Source organism: Barrientosiimonas endolithica (genome assembly GCF_030296655.1).
Lineage (GTDB): Bacteria > Actinomycetota > Actinomycetes > Actinomycetales > Dermatophilaceae > Barrientosiimonas > Barrientosiimonas humi.
This window is the reverse complement of record NZ_AP027735.1, coordinates 430943-452881: the sequence shown is the minus strand read 5'-3', so window position 1 is coordinate 452881 and position 21939 is coordinate 430943. Positions and strand designations below refer to the sequence as shown.

Sequence of the window (21939 nt, the reverse complement as noted above, 5' to 3'; positions counted from 1 at the left end):
CGCGAGGCGCTAGCCGAGCGGCGTATCGAGACCACGCCAGCCCTCCCCAAGCTGGTCGAGTAGCCGCGAGGCGCTAGCCGAGCGGCGTATCGAGACCACGCCGGCACGCCCGCCAGACCTACAGATTCTTCGGGTCCGGCTCGACCTCCGACTCCCCTGGGTCACCAGGCTCAGGGTGGTTGTCAGTGGTCGCTCGTAGTATGCGTACATGAGTTCGAACACCGATCCGATCCCCGGCGAGGGGATGTGGAGCGACCAGCAACCGCCGGCCGACGAGGCCGCGCGGGCGCGTGAGGTGTTCGAGCACCTGATGTGCGAAGACGGCCTGCTCGGCGCGCTCGAGACCATGCTGAGCGGCGTCGAGGTCGCCGGAACCGACCCCGTGACTCTCCAGCTGGAAGGCATGAAGCTGCTCGCCGCCGACGTCGCGCGGCGGATGAACCAGGCCGACCCGTTCACCATCGAGCGCGACGACACCTGGTTCGACCCGGCCGACCTCCCCCAGGGCAAGGGCGACGAGCCCGGCGCGAAGGTGGATGCTGCCGGCAGCGATCCCGGCGGCGCTGGCATTGCGCCCGCAGCTGCTGCCGCGACCGACGACGCCTCGCAGGACGTCACCGTGCACGCCGGGGCCGCTGCGGAGATGCCGCAGGCGTGGCGTGATGCTGACGAGGCCGCGGCCCGGTTGGCACGTTTCGAGGACGTCACGGTGCTGGCTCACCAGCTGATGAACCAGGCCGGCGCGGTCCGGGCGTACGCAGTCGAGCGCTGCGCCCGGTTCGACACTGCTCCCGACTCGGCGCGCTGGTCGGCCACGGACTGCCTGGCTGGCGACGCGCCGCGTCCCGGAGACGTCACCGAGCACCCCGCGGGCCACCGGGGCCGTTTCGCCGGTGACCTGCTGGCGCCCTCCCTGCGGCTCGGCCCGCACGCGGCGGACTCGATGGTCGACGAGGCGGTCTGGCTGACCCAACGGGTCCCGGCCGTGCTGGCCGAGGTCGCGCGGGGCGAGGCCAACCTCGACACCGCCGCAGCGATCGCGCGCGAGGTCCAGGACGCCCGCCCCGACACGTGCGAGCTGGTCGAGGAGGCCGTGCTCGGCCGCGAGGTCCACCACCGGTCGACCACCCAGGCCCGCCGCTCGGCACGCACCCTGGTCGAGCGGTTCGAAGCCAGCGCCGCCCGCACGACCCTGCGCCGCACCCAGGCCCAGCACACGGGGGTCTGGCTCGACCCGCACACCACCCCCGGGCTGTCCGCCCTCACTGCGGTCATGCCCACCGGGCAGGCCGCCTCCGTCATGGACGCGGTCGACCAGCGTGCCCGCGCCGCCCAGCAGGAAGCGAAGTCGGGCGACGGCGCCGGTGAGGCGCTGCTGCTCGGACAGCACCGCGCCAACGCGCTCCACGACCTGGCCCTGACCAACGTGGAGCTCATCGCTCATCTCGAGCTGATCGTCCCGCCCGGAGGACCGCCGCCGCAGAGCGACGCCCCGCCGCCGGCCGGGGGCTCGCCGCCGACCACAGGCCCCTCGCCCGAGGAGAACGACTCAGCGGCCGCCGCAGGTTTCCCGCGGGAGAGGAAGGGCTCACCGTCCGCCGCAGTCTCGCCGCCCCCGGCCGGAGACTCACCGCCGACAGGGAAGCGCGGCTCACCGCCGGCGGCAGGTTCACCGCCGGAGTGGGACGCCTCCCCGCCCGAAGGAGACGGCTCCGCTGCCGTCCCATGCCAGCACCCTGACGATGACCCGTGCGCAGTCAGCGCTTCGGCCACCCGTGAGGCGGCCGCCACGTCAGCCCGCTCGACCGTCACCCTCGAACAGGCCGCCGCGATCCTGAAGAACTCCGCCACAGTCGTGGTCCACGATCGCGCCGGTCCGGTCCCGACCGAACAGGTCATCCAGCTGCTGCGCGAACGCGCTGCCCGCGTCACCGTGGAACGCTTCGACCCGCACGCCCTGGCCGAGGACCCTCCCGAGGAACGGTCGGTCGCACCACCCGCAGCAGGAAGCAACGGCTACCGTCCCGGAGCGCGGCTGCGCCGCGCCGTGAAACGCCGCGACCGGCGTTGCCGCTACCCCGGATGCGACCGGCGCGCCCTGTTCACCGACCTCGATCACGTCGAACCCTGGCCGAGGGGGCGGACGACCGCGACCAACCTGCAGAACCTCTGCCGGCACCACCACTGCACGAAGCACGAAGCCGGGTGGCGAGTCGTCATGACCCCCGACGGGACCTGCACATGGACCAGCCCCACCGGTCGTACGCACACCACCAGGCCCGGCCTCCTCGAACTCCTCGACGACCTCGCCTACCCCGTGTCGCTCGACCGTTGAGGCAGACCGCCCTCCCCGGGCTGTCGCACACCGGCCTGACCCGCGAGTCGCTGGCGGGCTGCGCCGCTGACCGCTCATGCTGTCCCCAGCGGCCGCTTCTGACCGATCGGTCTCGATGCGCCCTCGGCCAGCGCCTCGGACTACTCGACCCGCTTGTTCGGGCTACTCGACCAGCATGGCGCGGACCGGAGCCTCCAGATCGTGCACCAACGCACGAAATACAGCGGGCCGCCCACGAGATCCCGGGGCGGGGCCTCTCAGATCGTGCATGAACGTACGAAATGCAGCTGGCCTCCCGCGCGCGCCCCCTAGACCCCCAGCACCCGGTCGAGGTACGGATTCGCGAACACGCGGGTGGGGTCCAGGCGGTCGCGCAGCGCGACGAAGTCGTCGAAGCGCGGGTACAGCGCGCGCAGCTCCTCGTGACCGAGGTCGTGCAGCTTGCCCCAGTGCGGGCGGGCATCGCCGGGCAGCATCGCCCAGAAGTCTTGGAAATAGGGCTGATTCGAGCGCCGGTGGTACTGGTGGACGGCGACGTAGGCGTTCGCGCGCTGGTACCCCGTCGACAGCCACCGGTCGTCCGCGCCGCTGAAGCGCACCTCGATCGGGAACGCCACCTGCTGCTCCCCGCGCCGGAAGTACGCCCGCAGCTCGCGCAGCAGGTCCGCCACGTCACCACGCCGCACCGCGAACTCCGACTCGGTGAACCGGACGGTGCGCTCGGTGGCGAGGACGGCGTACGACAGATCGGTGTACGTCCGCCGCGACAACGCCCGCGCGCTCACCTGGTTGACGCGCGGGATCGCGCCGGGCGCGCGGCTGACCACCCGGTTCAGCCCCTCGAACGCGGTGTTCGCGATCAGCCGGTCGTCGAGCACGGCGCGCCAGCGAGGCAGCGGGGCGCGCTCCCCGAGGTCCTCGACGCGGGTGTTCGTCTTCGTCTGCACCCAGTCGGTGTGCGGGAAGAAGTAGAACTCGAAATGGTCTGTGCCGTCGATGGTTTCGTCGAGTCGCTCCAAGACTCCGTCGAGCCGGTCGGGCGCCTCCCCGGCGCGCAGCAGGAACGTCGGGACGCACTGCAGCTCGAGCTCGGTGACGACGCCCAGCGCCCCGAGACCGACCGTCACCGCGGGCACGAGCTCGGACTGGTGGTCGTCGTCGAACCGCGCCACCGACCCGTCGGCGAGCACCATCTCGACGCCGCGCACGAACCCGGCGAGACCGGTGAGCCCGGCGCCCGTCCCGTGCGTGCCGGTCGCGATCGCGCCCGAGACGGTCTGCCCGTCGTAGTCGCCGAGGTTGGGGAACGCCAGCCCCAGCGCGTGCAGCCGCGGTTCAGGTCGCGCAGCCGCGACCCCGCGCGCACCCGCACCCGCCCGGTCTCGGGGTCGTGCGCGACCACGCCCGTCAGTCGGTGCAGCTGCAGCTGCAGGTCGACCGGCTGCCCGATCGCGGTGAACGAGTGGCCCGAGCCGATCGGCTTCACCCGCCGCCCCGTGCGCGCCGCGAGCGTCACCGCGTGCACGACCTCCTCGGCGCTGGCCGGCGCCAGCGCGTCGAACCCCACCGCCTCGACGTTGCCGGCCCAGTTGCGCCAGACGCGGTCAGCCAAAGTTCTTCCCCTCCCCGCGGTACGTCCGCAGCGGCTCGACCTCGCCGCTCGCCTCCACGAGCAGCACCTGGTCGAACCGCTCGCACATCTCCCCGGCCTTCGCGTGCCGGAACCACACCGGGTCACCGAGCCGCATCGACCGGGCCGCCGGCCCACGCAGCGGAGTCTGTACCTCGCCAAAACCCTCCTGGGACAACGGTTTCAGCCCCTCGGGGAATGCCACGACCGGTTCGCGCGAAGGGTCTGCCGGGCCGCTCGCGAGATATCCGCCGGCGAACGTCACGACGACATCGTCGGCCGGCTTGCGCACCACGGGCGAGACGAAAAACGCCGCCGGTCGCAGCCGCGCGCCGTCGTAGCGGTCGAACAGCGCCGGCGCGAACAGCCCCGAGCCCGCAGCGAGATCGGTCACCACCCCGTCGTCGGCGAACCGGTGCAGGCTCCCCGTCCCGCCCGCGTTCACGATCTCCAGCGGCGCGTGCTGCTCGACGGCCTCCCGCACCGCCCGGCGTCGCCGCACCAGGTCGGCCCACGATCGCTCCTTCATCAGCCGCACGTGCCGACCGGTGTCCGGCACCCCCGCGACCTGCGCGTCGTAGAACATCAGACCGACGAGCCGCAGGTTCGCCCGACGTACGACCTCGGCCGCGAGCGCAGACACCTCATCCGGCGAGTGCACGGCCGAGCGGTGCGCACCGAGGTGGACCGGGCCGAGCCGCAGCGAGCTGTCGACGTCGATGCACACCCGCACCGGGTGCTCCGTCGCGGACTCCGCGAGCAGCCGCACGTGCTCCTCGAGATCGACCATGAACGTCACCTGCTCCGCCGCCACCGGGTCGGCGCTGACCGCGCGCACGGTGTCGCGATCGACCGTCGGGTAGGCGACCAGCACGTCCTGCACGCCGTGCCCGACCAGCCACCGCGCCTCGGCCGCGGAGTAGGCCAGCACCCCGGCGAAACCGTCTTCGCCCAGCAGCCGCTCGAGCAACCCGCGCACGCGAATCGACTTGGAGGCCAAGCGAATCGGCAACGGCGATCGGCGCCTCAGGTCGTCGGCGTTGGCGCGCAGCGCCGCCGCGTCGATGACCGCCGTCGGCGCGGCGATCCCCTCCAGCACGGACGACCACGGCGACGACACGTCCGTCAGGCTACGCGGTCGTACGTCGGCCCGCCGGAGGCTCGTGCGCCCGCACCGGCCGTCGGCTCGCCACCCGTACGCCGGCTCGCCACCCGCACATCGGCTCGCCACCCGCAAATCGGCTCGCCACCCGTACATCGGGCTTGCCACCCGCACGTCGGCTTGCCACCCGCACGTCGGCTCGCCCGAAGCTCGCTCGCCCCCCACGTCGCAGGCTCGTTCTCCTCGATGTCACCAACCCTTCCCCCAGGCTTCCCTCTAACCCGAGACACCGGGCGCCCTGTCGCTCTAGCGTCCTGGGGACCCCATCAAGCACGACGAAGGACTCCGTTCACGTGACTGCCCCCACCCGCACGTTCCTGCCGCTCCTGCGCCCGTCGCACGCAGGTGGCCGAAGCCCCATGACCTGCAAGTACAAGTGTGACGACGCCTGCTCCAAGCCGGTGCCGAACACCTCCGACAACGACTACTTCGGCGACGTCGTCGCCCGTGGCGCCAGCCGCCGCCGCGTGCTGCAGGCGTCCGGCGCCGTGGCCGCCATCGCCGGCCTCACCACCTTCGCCGGCGGGCAGCGCGCCGCCGCCGCACCGGCCGCCGCTCCCGCCGCGCCGGCCACCCGCAGCCGCTTCGTCTACGACTTCACCGGCACCGCCCCCGTGCCGTTCGAGACCGACAAGGTCGTCACCCCCGAGGGCTTCGTCTGGAAGCCGCTGGTCAAGTGGGGCGACCCGATCGTCAAGGGCGCGCCGGAGTTCGACTTCGACAACCAGACGGCCGCCGCGCAGGAGAAGCAGTTCGGTTACAACTGCGACTACGTCGGCCTGGTCAAGACCGGTGACGACGCGGGCGTCCTCGTGGTCAACAATGAGTACACCAACGACGAGCTGATGTTCGAGGCGTCCGAGCTGAGCGTCGAGCAGCTGAAGGTCGTCATGATGGCCCACGGCCTGTCGATCGTGGAGGTCACCCGCAAGGGCGCCGAGTGGACCGCGCACATGGGCGCCGGCAAGAACCGCCGCATCACCGCCTCCACGCCGTTCGAGGTCGTCGGCCCGCTGCGCGGCAGCAAGCTGCTCGCGACCAAGGCCGACCCGAAGGCCCGCACCGTCCTCGGCACGATCGCCAACTGCGCCGGCGGCATGACGCCGTGGGGCACGATCCTGTCGGGCGAGGAGAACTTCAACGGCTACTTCAAGGCCGAGTCGGCCCCGGCCGGCCAGGAGGAGTCGTACGCCCGCTACGGCATCGACGGCGAGGGCCGCGGCTGGGACAAGGTCGACCCGCGCTTCGACACCGCGCAGGAGCCGAACGAGCCCAACCGGTTCGGCTACATCGTCGAGGTCGACCCGCTAGACCCCACCTCCACCCCGAAGAAGCTCACCGGCCTCGGCCGCTTCAAGCACGAGGGCGCCAACGTGACCGTGGCCCCCGACGGCCGCGTCGTCGCGGTCATGGGTGACGACGAGCGCTTCGACTACATGTACAAGTTCGTCTCGCGCAAGAAGTACGTCGCCGGCTCGCGCCAGCACAACAAGAAGCTGCTCGAGGACGGCGACCTCTACGTCGCGAAGTTCACCGGCGACGGCGCCGACGACGGCGTGAGCGACGGCACCGGCGAGTGGCTGCCGCTGGTCGTCGGCGGCAAGTCGAAGGTGCCCGGCATGAGCGTCGAGGAGGTGCTGGTCCACACCCGCATCGCCGCCGACAAGGTCGGCCCGACCAAGATGGACCGCCCCGAGGACGTCGAGGTCAACCCGGTCAACACCCGGGTGTACGCCGCGCTCACCAACAACAGCAAGCGTGTCCCGAGCCAGATCGACGAGGCCAACCCGCGCGCGAACAACAAGCACGGCCAGATCCTCGAGATCACCGCGCCCGGCAACGACCACACCAAGACCGACTTCGTCTGGAAGCTCGTGCTGATCTGTGGCGACCCGAAGGACCCGACGACCTACTTCGACGGCTACGACAAGTCGCAGGTCAGCCCGATCTCCTGCCCCGACAACGTCGCGTTCGACGGCAAGGGCAACCTGTGGATCTCGACCGACGGCAACGACCTCGGCAACGCCGACGCGTTCTTCATGATGCCGCTGGCCGGTGACAAGGCCGGTCACCTGCAGCAGTTCCACACCGTGCCGCACGGCGCCGAGTCGGCCGGACCGCTCATCGTCGACGACATCACGGTGCTCTGCTCGGTGCAGCACCCGGGCGAGATCGAGGGCCGCACCCCGGCCAACCCGGCCTCGCTGTTCCCCTACGACGGCACCGGCCAGCCGCGCCCGTCGGTCATCCAGCTCTACGTCGAGAAGCCGACCGACGAGCCGGGCGAGCCCTCGCCGTCGCCGACCGCGACCGGCACGCAGGAGCCCTCGCCGACGGCCACCGGCACCCAGCCGACCGGCCCCACGGGCCCGCCCGTCGAGACCGGCGTCTCGCGCCAGGGCAGCAACGCCGCCACCTCGGTGGCCGCCGCAGCCGTGGGCGCCGCGGTCGTCGGTGGCGCGGCGGTCGCCGGCCGCCGGATCAACGACCCGGCCGAGCAGGACTGACCAGGTCGCGAGGACGTACCGCTCGACCATGACGTACGACGCGAGCGCCCGGCACCATCACGGTGCCGGGCGCTCGTGCGTGGGCGAGGGCGTACGTCATCGCCGGGCTCGTGCGCGCTCGCCCCGTTGTGGGACGGGGCTCGCCCGGCCGGCAGCGGATCCGCCACCCCTCCGCATGAAACCGGGTTACGTGCGTTTGACCTCGATCGATGGGGGTCAAACGAACCTAACCCGGTTTCGTGCCAGGGAACGGAGGCAGGGCGGGGACGTCGCCGGAGGAAGCCCGACCGCTCAGGCCGAGCGCTGCGCCACCGACAGCGGCAGCGCCTCGAGCGCGTCGCGGGCGTCGCCGGCGGGGAGCCGGCGGGCCAGGTCAGCGGCCTGGTCGGCCAGCCGCAGCGTGTGCGCGCGGGCCTGCTCGATCGCCGGGTGGGCGCGCAGCAGCTCCAGCGCCTCGGCATGCAGCGTGTCGTCGGTGAGCGGCTCGGCCAGCAGCTCGCGAAGCCGGGCGTTGGCGGGCGAGTCGTCGGCGCGGGCGTACAGCACGGGCAGGGTGGCGACGCCCTCGCGCAGGTCGGTGCCGGGGGTCTTGCCGGAGTCGTCGGCCTCGCTGGTGACGTCGAGGATGTCGTCGGACAGCTGGAAGACGATGCCGATGAGCTCGCCGTACTCGCGCAGCGTCTCGACCTGCTCGTCGGTGCAGCCGGAGAACATCGCGCCGTAGCGCGCGGCCGTCGCGATCAGCACACCGGTCTTGTCGGCCAGCACCTGCAGGTAGTACGCCATCGGCTCGGTGTCGCCGGGCGCCTGCCGGTCGTCCTGGATCTGACCGGCGCACAGCCGCACGAACGTCTGCGCCTGGATGCGCACCGCCTCGGCGCCGAGCCCGGCGATGATCTCCGAGGCCCGCCCGAACAGCAGGTCGCCGACGAGGATCGCGGTGGAGTTGTCGTAGACCGCGTTGGCGCTGGCGACGCCGCGCCGCAGCGTGGCCTCGTCCATGACGTCGTCGTGGTAGAGCGAGGCCAGGTGGGTCAGCTCGACACCGGTGGCGGCGTCGACCACCTCGGGCGACACGCCTCCCCGATCTCGGCGGCCAGCAGCGTCAGCATCGGCCGGAAGCGCTTGCCCCCGGCGTCGACCAGGTGCTGCGAGGCCTGCGCGACGAACGGGTCGTCGTGGTCGACGACCTCGCGCAGCCGGGCGTCGACCCGGCCGAGGCCCTCGAGCAGCCGAGCCGCGAGCTCGGGCGAGGCGCCGGGGAGGCCGGACAGGGCGGCGGGTGCCTGCGTCACCGGATGAACAACGACGAGGAGTGCGCGAGGTCGAGCAGCGGCGACGGCGCGACGCCGAGCACGACCGTGGCGAGCACGCCGATGGCGACCGACACGGCGCCCAGCGCCGACGGCACGACGGCGGCGGTGTCACCGGTCGGCTCGGAGAAGTACATCAGCACGATCACCTTGACGTAGACGAACGCCGTGACCGCCGACGCGACCACGCCGACGACCGCGAGCCAGGTGGCCCCGCCACCGATCGCGGCGCCGAACACCGCGAACTTCGCGGTGAACCCGGCCGTGAGCGGGATGCCGGCGAAGGCCAGCAGCAGGAAGCTGAACAGCGCCGCCACGAGCGGGCTGCGCCGGCCGAGACCGGCCCACTGCGACAGGTGCGTCGCCTCGCTGCCCTGGCTGCGCACCAGCGCGATCAGCGCGAACGCCGCGATGGTGCTGAAGCCGTAGGCGACGAGGTAGAACATCACCCCGGACAGGCCGGCGCGGTCGAGCGCGATCAGCCCGACCAGGATGAACCCGGCGTGCGTGATCGAGCTGTACGCCAGCAGCCGCTTGACGTCGGTCTGCGTCACCGAGAGCACGGCGCCCACGACCATCGTCAGCACCGCGACGACGGCGATGATCGGCTTCCAGTTCCAGGCCAGCCCGTCGAACCCGACGTACAGCACGCGCAGCAGCGCGCCGAAGGCCGCGAGCTTGGTGCAGGCCGCCATGAACCCGGTGACCGGGGTGGGCGAGCCCTGGTAGACGTCGGGCGTCCAGGAGTGGAACGGCACCGCGCCGATCTTGAACAGCAGGCCGACCAGCACCAGCACCAGCCCGGTGATCAGCAGCGGGTCCTGCCCGACGACCTGGTTCAGCGACGCGGCGATCTCGTTCAGGTGCACCGAGCCGGAGTAGCCGTAGATCAGCGCCGCACCGAAGAGGAAGAACGCCGAGGAGAACGCCCCGAGCAGGAAGTACTTCAGCGACGCCTCCTGCGACAGCAGGCGACGGCGCCGCGCGAGCCCGGCGAGGATGTACAGCGGGAGGAGAGGACCTCGAGCGCCACGAACATGACCAGCAGGTCACCGGCGGCGACGAACATCATCATGCCCGCGATGGAGAACAGCGTCAGCGGGAAGACCTCGGTGCTGGTGGCGCCGAGCCGCACGGCGGCGGTCTCCTGCGGGGAGCCGGGCGTCGCCGCGCCGGCCTGGGTGAACGTGTCGGGCTGGTCGCGGTCGAGCCGCTCGGCCATCGCCAGCACGGCGGTGAACCCGAGAGCCAGCACCGCGCCCTGCAGGAACAGGCTCGGGCCGTCGATGACGATCGCGCCCGAGGCGGTCTTGGACAGGTTGTCGCGGGAGATCGTGACCACCGCGACGAACGCGGCGACCAGCGCGACGCAGGTGAGCGTCACCTGGGCGACGTAACGGCTCGCGCGCGGCGCGAACGCGTCGATCAGCACGCCGACCAGCGCGGCGCCGAACACGATGAAGATCGGCAGCAGCGCCGAGTAGGCGAAGTCGCTCGGCTGGAACTCTGCGGCGGGCACGCCGATGGGCGCGGCGATCACGGGTTGCTCCCCTCAGCGACACCCTGGGTGGGTGCCGGGTCGGTGACTCCGACGTACTGCAGCGTCGTGGTGACGGCCGGCCGCAGCAGGTCGAGCGCGGGCTTCGGGAAGAAGCCCAGGATCAGGAACAGGGCGATGAGCGGGGCGGCGACGAGCTTCTCGCGCACGTTCAGGTCGGGCACGGGCCGCCCATCGACCTCGGGGTCGTCGGGCTTCGGCCCGGTCATCACCCGCTGGTACATCAGCAGGATGTACAGCGCCGCGAGCACGACGCCGACCACGGCGATCACCGTCGCGACCTTGTACTTGCCGAACGTGCCCACCATCACGAGGAACTCGGACACGAAGGAGTTCAGGCCCGGCAGCGCCAGACCCGACAGACCGGCGACGAAGAAGACGCCGGCGAGCACCGGGGTGACCCTCTGCCAGCCGCCGAAGTCGCTGATCCGGCTGCTGCCGCGGCGCTTGATGAGCATCCCGGCGAACAGGAACAGCGCGGCGGTGGTGAACCCGTGGTTGATCATGTACAGGTTCGAGCCGATGCCGGCGGTCGTCGTCAGCGCGAAGATGCCGAGCACGATGAAGCCGAAGTGGCTGATCGAGGTGTAGCCGATCAGGCGCAGCATGTCGTCCTGGCCGATGGCCACGATCGCGCCGTAGATGATCGAGATCACCGCGAGCGTGATGACCACGGGGGTCGCCCACTGCGACGCCTCGGGGAACAGCTGCAGGCAGAACCGGATCATGCCGTAGGTGCCGACCTTGTCGAGCACGCCGACCAGCAGCGTCGCGGTCGCCGGGCGCGAGGCCGACGCGGCGTCGGGGAGCCAGGTGTGCACCGGCCACATCGGCGCCTTCACCGCGAAGGCGATGAAGAAGCCGAGGAACAGCCAGCGCTCGGTGCCGGTGCCCAGGTCGAGGCCGGTGAGGCTCTCGACCAGGAAGCCGTCGCCCCCGCGCGGGCCCTGCAGGTAGAGGCCGATGACGGCGACGAGCATGATCAGCCCGCCGGCCAGCGAGAACAGCAGGAACTTCACGGCGGCGTACTGCCGGCGCGCCCCGCCGAACATCCCGATGAGGAAGTAGACCGGGATGAGCATGGCCTCGAAGAACACGTAGAACAGGAAGACGTCGCGCGCGGCGAAGACCCCGATCATGAAGGTCTCCAGGACCAGCATGAGCGCCATGTACGTCTGCAGCCGGCGCCCGTCGCCGGGCGCCACGTCGTCCCAGGCCGCCAGCAGGCAGATGGGGACGAGGATCAGGCTCATCAGGATCAGGGCGAGCGCGATGCCGTCGACGCCGAGGGCGTACGAGACGCCGAACTGCGGGATCCACGCGTGGGTCTCGGTCAGCTGGAACTGACCCTCGCCGCCGCCCCAGTCGAACTGGGTGGCGGCGCCGACGCCGACGAGCAGCGCGACCAGCGAGGTCGCGAGCGCGATCGGGCGCGCGAGCGCGGCCGAGCGGCGCGGCAGCACCAGGATCAGGAGCGCACCGACCAGCGGGACGACCCCGAGGACGGTGAGCCAGGGGAACGAGCTAGACATCACTGCACCACCCAGACGGCACCGAGGATCGCGACGACACCGAGCAGCATCGTCAGGGCATAGGTCCGCACGAAGCCGTTCTGGACCTTCTTCAACCGGGACGAGCTACCGCCCACCATCGCGGCCAGACCGCCCGCGGCACCGTCGATCCCCTTGCTGTCGAAGTAGACCAGCGAGCGGGTCAGGTGCAGACCAGGACGGGCGAAGACCGCCTCGTTGATGTCGTCCTGGTAGAGGTCCTTGCGCGCGGCCCGGGTCGCGACCGACCCGACCGGTGGCGTGACCGGGACCTCGTCGCGCCAGTAGCGCAGGTAGGCCAGGCCGGCACCGAGCGCGACGACCAGCAGGGTGCCGCCGGTGATGACCGGGACGGGCAGCACCGGGTGCTCCTCGCCGTGGCCGCCGACGACCGGCTCGAGCCAGTCGGTGATGATCCCGGTCGGGCCGAGCGCGAGGCCCAGCAGGGCCGAGCCGACCGCCAGCACCATCATCGGGATGGTCATGGTCGCCGGGGACTCGTGCGGGTGCACCGGCTTGCCGTTGAACTCCTCCAGCCAGCGGCGCTTGCCCTGGAAGATCATGAAGAACATCCGCGACATGTAGAACGCGGTGATCCCCGCACCGAGCATCGCCACGCCGCCGAAGACCCACGGCCGCCAGCCCTCGCCGATGAAGGCGGACTCGATGATCTTGTCCTTGGACCAGTAGCCGGACAGGAACGGGAAGCCGATGATCGCGAGGTAGCCCAGGCCGAAGGTCACCCAGGTGATCTTCATGACGGCGCTGAGCCCACCGAACCGGCGCATGTCGACCTGGTCGTTCATGCCGTGCATGACCGAGCCGGCGCCGAGGAACATCCCGGCCTTGAAGAAGCCGTGCGTCAGCAGGTGGAAGATCGCGAAGGCGTAGCCGACCGGGCCGAGGCCCGCGGCCAGCATCATGTAGCCGATCTGCGACATGGTCGAGGCGGCGAGCGCCTTCTTCATGTCGTCCTTGGCGCAGCCGACGATCGCCCCGTAGAGCAGCGTGATCGCACCGACGATGGTGACCGCGAGGCGCGCGTCGGGCGAGGCGTCGAAGATCGCCCCGCTGCGCACGATGAGGTAGACGCCGGCGGTCACCATGGTCGCGGCGTGGATCAGCGCCGACACGGGGGTCGGGCCGGCCATCGCGTCGCCCAGCCAGCTCTGCAGCGGGAACTGGGCGGACTTGCCGCAGGCGGCGAGCAGCAGGAAGAGCCCGATCGCGAGCAGCGCGCCCTGGCTCATCGAGCCGACGGCCTCGTTGACGCCCACGAAGTCGACGCGGCCGATGGTGGCGAACATCGTGAAGATCGCCAGCAGCATGCCGATGTCGCCGACGCGGTTGACGATGAACGCCTTGTTGGCCGCGGTGGCGTACGCCGGGTTGTAGTTCCAGAACCCGATCAGCAGGTAGGACGCGAGACCCACGCCCTCCCAGCCGACGAACAGCAGCAGGTAGCTGTCGGCCAGCACGAGCAGCAGCATCGCCGCGACGAACAGGTTGAGGTAGGCGAAGAAGCGCCGCTTGGCCGGGTCGTGCTCCATGTAGCCCAGCGAGTAGACGTGGATCAGCGAGCCCACGAACGTGATGAGCAGCACGAAGACCATCGACAGCTGGTCGATCTGCAGACCGGCCTTGAGGTTGAACGCGCCGGCCGGGATCCAGTCGTACAGCGCCAGGTGCTGGGCGCGGGCCTCGGGGTCGCGGCCCATCATCTGCAGCACGATCAGCGCGCCGACGACGAAGCTGCCCCAGGACAGGGCGGTGGCGACGAGCGGGCCGACCTTGTCCAGGGCGCGGCCGCCGAGCAGCAGCAGCGCGGCGCCGGCGAGCGGCAGCGCGACGAGGAGCCAGGCGACCGACGCGGCACCGGTGGCCGCGGCAGCCTGTTCGGTGGCGCCGGAGGCCACCAGGCCCGTGGGGGTCATGAGGGTCACACCGGCTCCTTACAGCTTCAGCAGGTTGGCGTCGTCGACCGAGGCCGACCGGCGGGCACGGAAGATCGCCATGATGATGGCGAGGCCGACCACGACCTCGGCGGCAGCGACGACCATGACGAACAGGGCGATGACCTGACCGTCGAGCTCGCTGTGCATCCGGGCGAAGGTGACGAACGCCAGGTTCGCGGCGTTGAGCATCAGCTCGACGCCCATGAACACGATGATCGCGTTGCGGCGCAGCAGCACCGTGGCGGCGCCGATGGCGAACAGGATCGCCGAGAGGTAGATGTAGTTGGTCACGTTCATCGGGCACCTCCCGGGGTGGTGTCGGCGACCGCGGTCTGCGTCCCGTCGGAGTCGGGGTCGGGCTGACCGGTCTCGCGGTCGGCGTCCTCGGTGGCCTCGAGGTAGCCAGCGGTCGGGGCCACCTGGCCGCGGGCGCGCAGCACGCGCGAGATCGACAGCTCCGAGGGCTGCCCGTCGGGCAGCAGGGCCGGGGTGTCGACCGCGTTGTGCCGGGCGTACACACCGGGCGCGGGCAGACCGGCGACGTTCTCGCCGGACTGGACGCGGCGGCGGGCCCAGTCGGCCTGGGTCGGCTTCGGGCGCAGCCGCTCGCGGTGCGCGAGCACCATGGCGCCGAGCGCGGCGGTGATCAGCAGCGCGCTGGTCGCCTCGAACGCCCAGACGTACGGGCCGAAGATCAGCTTGGAGACCCCGCTGACGTTGCCGTCGGCGTTGGGGTCGACCGAGGCGTTGATCGGCCGGAACTGGGTGCGCGCGATCAGCGCGAGCGACATGGCCGCGAGCGCCCCGGCGAGCAGCAGGCCGGCGACGCGCTGGCCCTTGATCGTCTCGACGAGGGAGTCGGAGGAGTCGACGCCGACGAGCATGATGACGAACAGGAACAGCATCATCACGGCGCCGGAGTAGACGAAGATCTGGATGACGCCGAGGAACTCGGCCTGCTGGGCGATGTAGAACACGCCCATCAGCACCATCGTCAGCGCCATGCCCATCGCGGCGTGCACGGCCTTGCGGGCGAACAGCAGGGTCAGCGCGCCGAACACGCTCAGCGGGCCGGCGATCCAGAAGAGCGCGGCCTCGCCGCCACCGAGCGCCATCATCGGGCGGCCCCGTCGGCACCAGCCCGGGTGGCGCCGGTGGACGCGCCGCCCACCGGCTGCGAGCCGTCCGGTCGCGCGCCCTGCGGCTGCGCGGTCTCCCGCTGCGCGCCGTCGGGCTGCTCGTCGTGCTCGTGCGTGCGCACCCACTCCTCCTGCTGCTGCGTGGCGCCGGTGACCTTGCCCTGGTAGTAGTCGCGCTCCTCCATGCCGGCGACCATCGGGTGCGGCGCCGGCAGCATGCCCGCCTGCAGCGGGGCGAGGAGCTGCTCCTTGGTGAAGATCAGGTCGGCGCGGTTGTCGTCGGCGAGCTCGTACTCGTTGGTCATCGTCAGCGCGCGCGTCGGGCACGCCTCGATGCACAGCCCGCAGAAGATGCAGCGCAGGTAGTTGATCTGGTAGACGCGGCCGTAGCGCTCGCCGGGCGAGAACCGCTGCCCGGTGGCGTCGTCGTTGTCGGCGCCCTCGACCAGGATCGCGTCGGCCGGGCAGGCCCAGGCGCACAGCTCGCAGCCGACGCACTTCTCCAGCCCGTCCGGGTGCCGGTTCAGCTGGTGACGGCCGTGGTAGCGCAGCTGGGTCGGCCGCTTCTCCTCGGGGTACTGCTCGGTCTTGACCTTGCGGAACATGGTCGAGAAGGTCACGCCGAAGCCGGCGACCTTCGCGAGCATGCCCGCGTCGTCGTTGCTCTTGGCGTTGTCAGCCACGGATCTCCTCCGTCGGGTGGTCGTCGGTGGCCCGCTGCGGACGGGCGGCGGCCAGCGCCGGGGCGGGCTCGACGAGTCGCTGCCCCGGCAGCGGGGGTACGGGGTGCCCGCCGGCGAAGGGGTCGACCTCCTCGGCGGGCCGGTCGGCCTCGCGCTCAGCCTTCTTGCGCGCCTGGCGGCTGTCCCACATCCAGGCGGCGGCGAGCACCAGCAGCGCGATGCAGGCGATCACGAACAGCGTGGCGCGGGAGTACTCCCGGCCCAGCAGGCTGACCCTGCCCTCGCCGAGGAAGCCCAGCTCGGAGGCGCGGATGAAGGCCACCATGACGACCCACACCAGGGTGGTCGGGATGAGCACCTTCCAGCCCAGCTTCATGAACTGGTCGTAGCGCACGCGCGGCAGCGAACCGCGCAGCCACACGAACAGGAACACGAAGGCCCACAGCTTGGCGGTGAACCAGAACAGGCCCCACCAGCCGCCGTTGAACATGCCGTCACCGATGGCGGCGATGCCGGGGGCGCCTGCCAGCCGCCGAGGAACAGCGTGGTGGCCAGGGCCGAGACGGTGAACATGTTGACGTACTCGCCGAGGAAGAACATCGCGAACTTCAGCGAGGAGTACTCGGTGTGGAAGCCACCGGTGAGCTCGCCCTCGCCCTCGGCGAGGTCGAACGGGAGCCGGTTGGTCTCGCCGACCATCGTGATGACGTAGACGACGAAGGAGAAGAAGGCCGGGATGATGAACCACAGCCCCTTCTGCGCCGTCACGATCTGGCTGGTCGACATCGAGCCGGCGTAGAGGAAGACCGCCACGAGCGCGAGACCCATCGCGATCTCGTACGAGATCACCTGGGCGCTCGAGCGCAGTCCACCGAGCAGCGGGTAGGTCGAGCCGGAGCTCCAGCCCGCGAGGACGATGCCGTAGGCACCCACACCGGCGACCGCGAGCACCAGCAGCGCCGCGATCGGGGTGTCGGTGAGCTGCAGCGGGGTGAAGTGACCGAACATCCACACGCCGTTGCTGAGCGGGATGATCGCGAACGACACGAACGCCATCGCGCCGGCGAGCGCGGGCGCCAGCCAGAACATGATCTTGTCGGCGTTGCGCGGGACGACGTCTTCCTTCAGCGCCAGCTTCACACCGTCGGCCAGGGTCTGCAGCAGACCGAACTTGCCGGTGCGGTTGGGGCCGGGACGCTGCTGCATGCGGCCGATGACGCGCCGCTCGAACCAGATGACCAGCAGCGTGCTGAGCAGCAGGTAGACGAACAGCAGCACCGCCTTGACCAGCGACAGCCACCAGGGCGTGTCGCTGAAGTCGGCCGACGGGTTGTCGGTGACGGCGGCGGGGACCGCCTGCGCGGCCGTGGCGAGCAGGCTCATGCGACACCGTCCTTGGTGGTCTGCTGCGGGAGCGCCTCACCCGGGGTGAGCCGCACGAGGTCGCCGCCGACCGCACCGAGGGTCGCCCGCACGGTCGAGCCGGGCGAGTTGGTGGGCAGCCAGACGACGTGGTCGGGCATCGCCGTGATGCGGGCGGGCAGGGTGATGGTGCCGCGCTTGGTCGACACGTTCAGCGGCTGGCCCTCGACCACGCCGACGCCCTGGGCGGTGGCCGCCGAGAGGCGCACGACCGGCCGGTGGGCGGTGCCGGCGAGGAACGGCTCGTTCTGCTGCATCAGGCCGAGGTCGAGCAGCTGGCTCCACGTCGCGAGGACGGCCTCGCCGACGAGCGGCCGCGGCACTCCCCGCGGCGCACGCGCGGCGCCGGGGCGCCGGTGCTGCCGATCGTGCCCAGCTCGTCGAGCTCGGCGCGGGTCTGGTCCAGCGAACGGGTGCCGAGGAACTCCCCCAGCTCGGCCGCGAGCAGGTCGAGCACCCGGAAGTCGGCCATCGCGACCGACTCCAGCGACTGCTCGAACGGGCGCGGGCGGCCCTCCCAGTCGAAGAACGTGCCGGCCTTCTCCTGGTGCGGCGCGACGGGCAGCACGACGTCGGCGTACGACGCCGCGGCCTCCTCGCGGATCTCCAGGGAGACGACGAACGCCTTCTCCAGCGCGCGGCGCGCGAGCTGCGGGTCGGGCAGGTCGTCGGGGTCGACCCCGCCGACGACGAGACCGGCCAGCTGCCCCGAGGCGGCGGCCTCGAGGATGGCGGTCAGGTCGCGGCCCTCGGTGTCGGGCAGGTCGGTGGCGCCCCAGATCGTCGCGACCTGGTCGCGCGCGGCCGCGTCGGTGACCAGCCGGCCGCCGGGCAGCAGGTTGGGCAGGGCGCCGACCTCGACGCCGCCGCGCTCACCGGCACGCCGCGGGACCCACGCGACGCGGGCGCCCTTGGCCTTGGCGAGCTCGAGCACCGCCGAGAAGCCGCCGGCCACCGTGGCCAGCCGCTCCCCCACGAGGATCAGCGAGTCGGCGCCGAGGTCCTGGACGGTCGCGGCCACGTCGTCACCGAGGTCGGCCGCGCCCGCGGCGAGGGCGTCGAGCACCTCGGCCTCGGTGCCGGGGGCCGTCGGCACCAGGGTGCCGCCGACCTTCTCCAGGCCGCGGGTGGCGTACGGCGCGAGCGAGACGACCTTGGTCTTGTTCTTGCGGAACGCGCGACGCAGCCGCAGGAACAGGATCGGCGACTCCTCCTCGGGCTCCAGCCCGACGAGCAGCACCGACGGGGCGTGCTCGACGTCGGTGTAGGTCACCGCGCCGGTGTCGGGGCCGGTGCCGACGACGGCGTGCGCGAGGAACGCCGCCTCCTCGGCCGAGTGCGGGCGCGCCCGCAGGTCGATGTCGTTGGTGCCGAGCACCATGCGCGCGAACTTGCTGTAGGCGTAGGCGTCCTCGGCGCTGACCCGGCCGCCGGGCAGCACGCCGACGCCACCGGCGTCGCGCGCGATCTGCAGGCCGGCCGCGGCCGCCGCGATCGCCTCGGGCCACGCCGCGACCTGCAGCGCACCCGACGCGTCACGCACCAGCGGCGTCTCGAGCCGGTTGCGGGCCGTGGCGTAGGTGAACGCCCAGCGGCCCTTGTCGCAGTTCCACTCCTCGTTGACCTCGGGGTTCTCCAGCGCCATGCGACGCAGCACCACGCCGCGGCGGTGGTCGACGCGCAGCGAGCAACCGCTGGCGCAGTGCTCGCACACGCTCGGGGTCGACATCAGGTCGAACGGGCGGGAGCGGAACCGGTACGCCGCGCTGGTCAGCGCACCGACCGGGCAGATCTGGATGGTGTTGCCGGAGAAGTAGGACTCGAACGGCTTCTCCTCGTAGATGCCGACCTGCTGCAGCGCACCGCGCTCGATGAGCGCGATGAACGGGTCACCGGCGATCTGGTCGGAGAAGCGGGTGCAGCGCGCGCACAGCACGCAGCGCTCGCGGTCGAGCAGCACCTGGCTGGAGATGCTGATCGGCTTGGGGAAGGTGCGCTTGATGTCCTCGAACCGGGTGCGGGGCCGGCCGTTGCTCATCGCCTGGTTCTGCAGGGGCACTCGCCGCCCTTGTCGCAGACCGGGCAGTCGAGCGGGTGGTTGACCAGCAGCAGCTCCATGACGCCCTGCTGGGCCTTGTCGGCCACCGGCGAGGACTGCTGGGTCTTGACCTCCATGCCCTCGCTGACCTCGAGGGTGCACGAGGCCTGCGGCTTGGGCATCGGCTTCATCGCGCCGTCGGGGGCCTTGGTCGACACCTCGACGAGGCACTGCCGGCACGCGCCGATCGGGTCGAGCAGCGGGTGGTCGCAGAACCGCGGGATCTGGATGCCGATCTGCTCGGCGGCCCGGATGACCAGGGTGCCCTTGGGCACGCTGACGGCGACCCCGTCGACCGTGAGGGTCACGAGGTCGGTCGCCTGCTCCTTGGGGGCGGGGGCGGTGGCGGTCATGCGCTGACGTTCTCCTTCACCGGTGCGGCCGTCGGGAACAGCACCGAGCGCTCCGGCGGGAACAGCTCCCACCAGGGCGTGGTCATACCGGCCTCGAACTCGTCGCGGAAGTACTGCACGGCCGAGGTGACGGGCGAGGTCGCGCCGTCGCCCAGCGCGCAGAAGCTGCGACCGAGGATGTTGTCACAGACGTCGACGAGCTTGTCGATGTCGTCCTGGGTGCCCTGGCCGTGCTCGAGGCGGGTCAGGATCTGCTTGAGCCAGAAGGTGCCCTCGCGGCACGGGGTGCACTTGCCGCAGGACTCGTGGGCGTAGAAGTCGATCCAGCGCGACACCGCGCGCACGACCGACACCGTCTCGTCGAAGATCTGCAGCGCGCGGGTGCCGAGCATCGACCCGGCCGCGGCGACCGACTCGAAGTCCAGCGGTACGTCCCAGTGCTCGTCGGTGAAGATCGGCGTCGAGCTGCCGCCCGGCGTCCAGAACTTCAGCCGGTGGCCCTTGCGGATGCCGCCGGCCAGGTCCACCAGCTCGCGCAGCGTGATGCCGAGCGGGGCTTCGTACTGCCCAGGGCGCTCGACGTGGCCGGACAGGCTGAAGATGCCGAAACCCTTGGACTTCTCGGTGCCCATGCCGCCGAACCAGTCGGCGCCGTGCAGCACGATCGGCGGGATCGACGCGATGCTCTCCACGTTGTTGACCACGGTGGGGCGGGCGTACAGGCCGGCCACCGCGGGGAACGGCGGCTTCAGGCGCGGCTGGCCGCGACGGCCCTCGAGGCTGTCCAGCAGCGCGGTCTCCTCGCCGCAGATGTAGGCGCCGGCGCCGGCGTGGACGGTGATGTCCAGGTCGAAGCCGCTGCCGTGGATGTTGGTGCCGAGGTGACCGGCGGCGTACGCCTCCTCGACCGCGCGCAGCAGGCGGCGGTAGACGTGGGCGACCTCGCCGCGCACGTAGATGAAGGCGTGGTTGCAGCCGATGGCGTAGGAGGTGATCGCCACGCCCTCGATGAGGAACTGCGGCGCCGCCATCATCAGCGGGATGTCCTTGCAGGTGCCCGGCTCGGACTCGTCGGCGTTGACCACGAGGTAGCGCGGCCCGCCGTCCGGCGGCGGCAGGAAGCCCCACTTCATGCCGGTCGGGAAGCCGGCGCCGCCGCGACCGCGCAGCCCGGAGTCCTTGGACATCTGCACGAGGTCCTCGGGGGTCATGGCCAGGGCCTTGCTCAGCGCCTGGTAGCCCTCGTGGCGTTCGTACGTCGCGAGGGTCCAGGACTGCGGGTCGTCCCAGAACTTGGTGAGGATCGGAGTGAGCTTCTCGGCGGCACTGCTCATGACTGCTCGTCCTCCTTCGCGGGCGTGTGCGACTGCGGCTGCGGGTCGGCGTCCGGAGCGTTGGCGGGGGTGTCGGTGGAGCCGGTGACGGGCGGCGTCGCAGGCGTGGCGGCGTCGTCGGCGGCGACCGAGCGCTCGGTGTCGCCCTGGCTCGCCTCGGCCGCGCTGGCGTCGGAGCTGGTGTCGACGCCGGCCTCCTTGGCCAGGCGCAACCCCTCGAGCGAGGCGGCTCCGGCGCCCACGCCCTCGTCGGCGAGGCCGTCGGGGAAGCCGGCCAGCACCCGCGAGACCTGCTTGAAGGTGCAGACCCTGCCGGGGCCGCGGGTCGGACGCACGTCGCGCCCGGCGCGCAGGTCGTCGACCAGGCGCACCGTCGACTCGGGGGTCTGGTTGTCGAAGAACTCCCAGTTGGCCATGACCACCGGGGCGAAGTCGCACGCGGCGTTGCACTCGATGCGCTCGAGGGTGATCTTGCCGTCCGGGGTCGTCTCGTCGTGCTCGACGCCGAGGTGCTGCGAGACCGTCTCCCAGATGAGGTCGCCGCCCATCACCGCGCACAGCGTGTTGGTGCACACGCCGACGGTGTAGTCGCCATTGGGGTGGCGCTTGTACTGGGTGTAGAACGTCGCGACGCCCGAGACCTCCGCCTCGGACAGGTCCAGCTGCTCGGCGCAGAACCGCACTCCGCGGCCGGTGACGAAGCCGTCGACGCTCTGGATCAGGTGCAGCAGCGGCAGCAGCGCCGACCGCTTCTGCGGGTAGCGGGCGATGACCTCGGCCGCGTCCTCGCGCAGGTCGGCCAGGGTCTGCTCGTCGTACGGCTCGTCGCTGGCCTGCAGCGGCGTCAGCTGGTGCAGCGGGTCGCTGTGCGCGTCGATATCAGTCATGACACGGGCCTTC

13 protein-coding genes and 4 pseudogenes are annotated in these 21939 nt (G+C 71.4%); 2 read left to right on the top strand and 15 right to left on the bottom strand.

Annotated elements, in window-relative coordinates; translation table 11 throughout:
- Nucleotides 1-208 precede the first annotated feature (208 nt).
- Nucleotides 209-2335 (top strand): DUF222 domain-containing protein, encoded by a 2127-nt coding sequence (locus QUE40_RS02260; RefSeq protein WP_289232190.1) that lies wholly within the window; start codon nucleotides 209-211, stop codon nucleotides 2333-2335.
- Nucleotides 2336-2643: 308 nt separating this feature from the next.
- On the opposite strand, the gene QUE40_RS02255 is transcribed toward QUE40_RS02260, so the two are convergent.
- The 3 genes and pseudogenes from QUE40_RS02255 to QUE40_RS02245 all read right to left on the bottom strand — a co-directional run bounded on the left by QUE40_RS02255 (nucleotide 2644) and on the right by QUE40_RS02245 (nucleotide 5085).
- A complete protein-coding gene (locus QUE40_RS02255; protein ID WP_289232991.1) occupies nucleotides 2644-3543 on the bottom strand; it encodes a D-arabinono-1,4-lactone oxidase in 900 nt (299 codons plus the stop codon).
- 12 nt (nucleotides 3544-3555) lie between these two features.
- Nucleotides 3556-3851 (bottom strand): annotated as a pseudogene (locus QUE40_RS02250) (FAD-binding protein); the annotation flags it as partial.
- A gap of 88 nt (nucleotides 3852-3939) precedes the next feature.
- Nucleotides 3940-5085: an alanine racemase gene (locus tag QUE40_RS02245; protein ID WP_289232189.1), complete on the bottom strand. Its 1146-nt coding sequence runs from the start codon at nucleotides 5083-5085 to the stop codon at nucleotides 3940-3942.
- Between the two features lie 335 nt (nucleotides 5086-5420).
- On the opposite strand from QUE40_RS02245, the gene QUE40_RS02240 reads away from it, so the two are divergent.
- Nucleotides 5421-7634 carry a PhoX family protein gene (locus tag QUE40_RS02240; RefSeq protein WP_350227049.1) on the top strand — a complete coding sequence of 738 codons (2214 nt, stop codon included), beginning with the start codon at nucleotides 5421-5423 and terminating at the stop codon, nucleotides 7632-7634.
- Nucleotides 7635-7925: 291 nt separating this feature from the next.
- On the opposite strand, the pseudogene QUE40_RS02235 reads toward QUE40_RS02240, so the two are convergent.
- From QUE40_RS02235 to nuoE, 12 genes and pseudogenes are all read right to left on the bottom strand, one after another.
- Nucleotides 7926-8929: pseudogene (locus QUE40_RS02235) on the bottom strand (polyprenyl synthetase family protein).
- Nucleotides 8926-9915 carry an NADH-quinone oxidoreductase subunit NuoN gene (gene nuoN, locus QUE40_RS18785; RefSeq protein WP_350227124.1) on the bottom strand — a complete coding sequence of 330 codons (990 nt, stop codon included), beginning with the start codon at nucleotides 9913-9915 and terminating at the stop codon, nucleotides 8926-8928. Before nuoN ends, QUE40_RS02235 begins: the two are co-directional and overlap by 4 nt.
- A complete protein-coding gene (locus QUE40_RS18780) occupies nucleotides 9894-10487 on the bottom strand; it encodes a hypothetical protein (protein WP_350227048.1) in 594 nt (197 codons plus the stop codon). The genes nuoN and QUE40_RS18780 overlap by 22 nt, the downstream gene beginning before the upstream one ends.
- Nucleotides 10484-12037, bottom strand: coding sequence for an NADH-quinone oxidoreductase subunit M (locus tag QUE40_RS02225; RefSeq protein ID WP_289232188.1), 1554 nt, complete (start codon nucleotides 12035-12037; stop codon nucleotides 10484-10486). The genes QUE40_RS18780 and QUE40_RS02225 overlap by 4 nt, the downstream gene beginning before the upstream one ends.
- On the bottom strand, nucleotides 12037-13989 hold the full coding sequence (gene nuoL, locus QUE40_RS02220) for an NADH-quinone oxidoreductase subunit L (RefSeq protein ID WP_289232989.1): 1953 nt from the start codon (nucleotides 13987-13989) through the stop codon (nucleotides 12037-12039). Before nuoL ends, QUE40_RS02225 begins: the two co-directional genes overlap by 1 nt.
- An 18-nt stretch (nucleotides 13990-14007) precedes the next feature.
- The gene (nuoK, locus tag QUE40_RS02215; RefSeq protein WP_142004222.1) at nucleotides 14008-14307 is read right to left on the bottom strand and encodes an NADH-quinone oxidoreductase subunit NuoK; all 300 of its coding nucleotides are present in this window, start codon (nucleotides 14305-14307) and stop codon (nucleotides 14008-14010) included.
- The gene (locus QUE40_RS02210) at nucleotides 14304-15128 is read right to left on the bottom strand and encodes an NADH-quinone oxidoreductase subunit J (protein ID WP_289232187.1); all 825 of its coding nucleotides are present in this window, start codon (nucleotides 15126-15128) and stop codon (nucleotides 14304-14306) included. Before QUE40_RS02210 ends, nuoK begins: the two co-directional genes overlap by 4 nt.
- On the bottom strand, nucleotides 15125-15796 hold the full coding sequence (gene nuoI, locus QUE40_RS02205) for an NADH-quinone oxidoreductase subunit NuoI (RefSeq protein WP_142007348.1): 672 nt from the start codon (nucleotides 15794-15796) through the stop codon (nucleotides 15125-15127). The genes QUE40_RS02210 and nuoI overlap by 4 nt, the downstream gene beginning before the upstream one ends.
- A 28-nt stretch (nucleotides 15797-15824) precedes the next feature.
- Nucleotides 15825-17215 (bottom strand): annotated as a pseudogene (gene nuoH / locus QUE40_RS02200) (NADH-quinone oxidoreductase subunit NuoH).
- Nucleotides 17212-19705: pseudogene (locus tag QUE40_RS02195) on the bottom strand (NADH-quinone oxidoreductase subunit G). Before QUE40_RS02195 ends, nuoH begins: the two co-directional pseudogenes overlap by 4 nt.
- Entirely contained in the window at nucleotides 19702-21039 is a 1338-nt protein-coding gene (gene nuoF, locus QUE40_RS02190) for an NADH-quinone oxidoreductase subunit NuoF (protein WP_289232186.1), read from the bottom strand. The pseudogene QUE40_RS02195 and the gene nuoF overlap by 4 nt, the downstream one beginning before the upstream one ends.
- The gene (nuoE, locus tag QUE40_RS02185) at nucleotides 21036-21926 is read right to left on the bottom strand and encodes an NADH-quinone oxidoreductase subunit NuoE (RefSeq protein WP_289232185.1); all 891 of its coding nucleotides are present in this window, start codon (nucleotides 21924-21926) and stop codon (nucleotides 21036-21038) included. The genes nuoF and nuoE overlap by 4 nt, the downstream gene beginning before the upstream one ends.
- Nucleotides 21927-21939 lie beyond the last annotated feature (13 nt).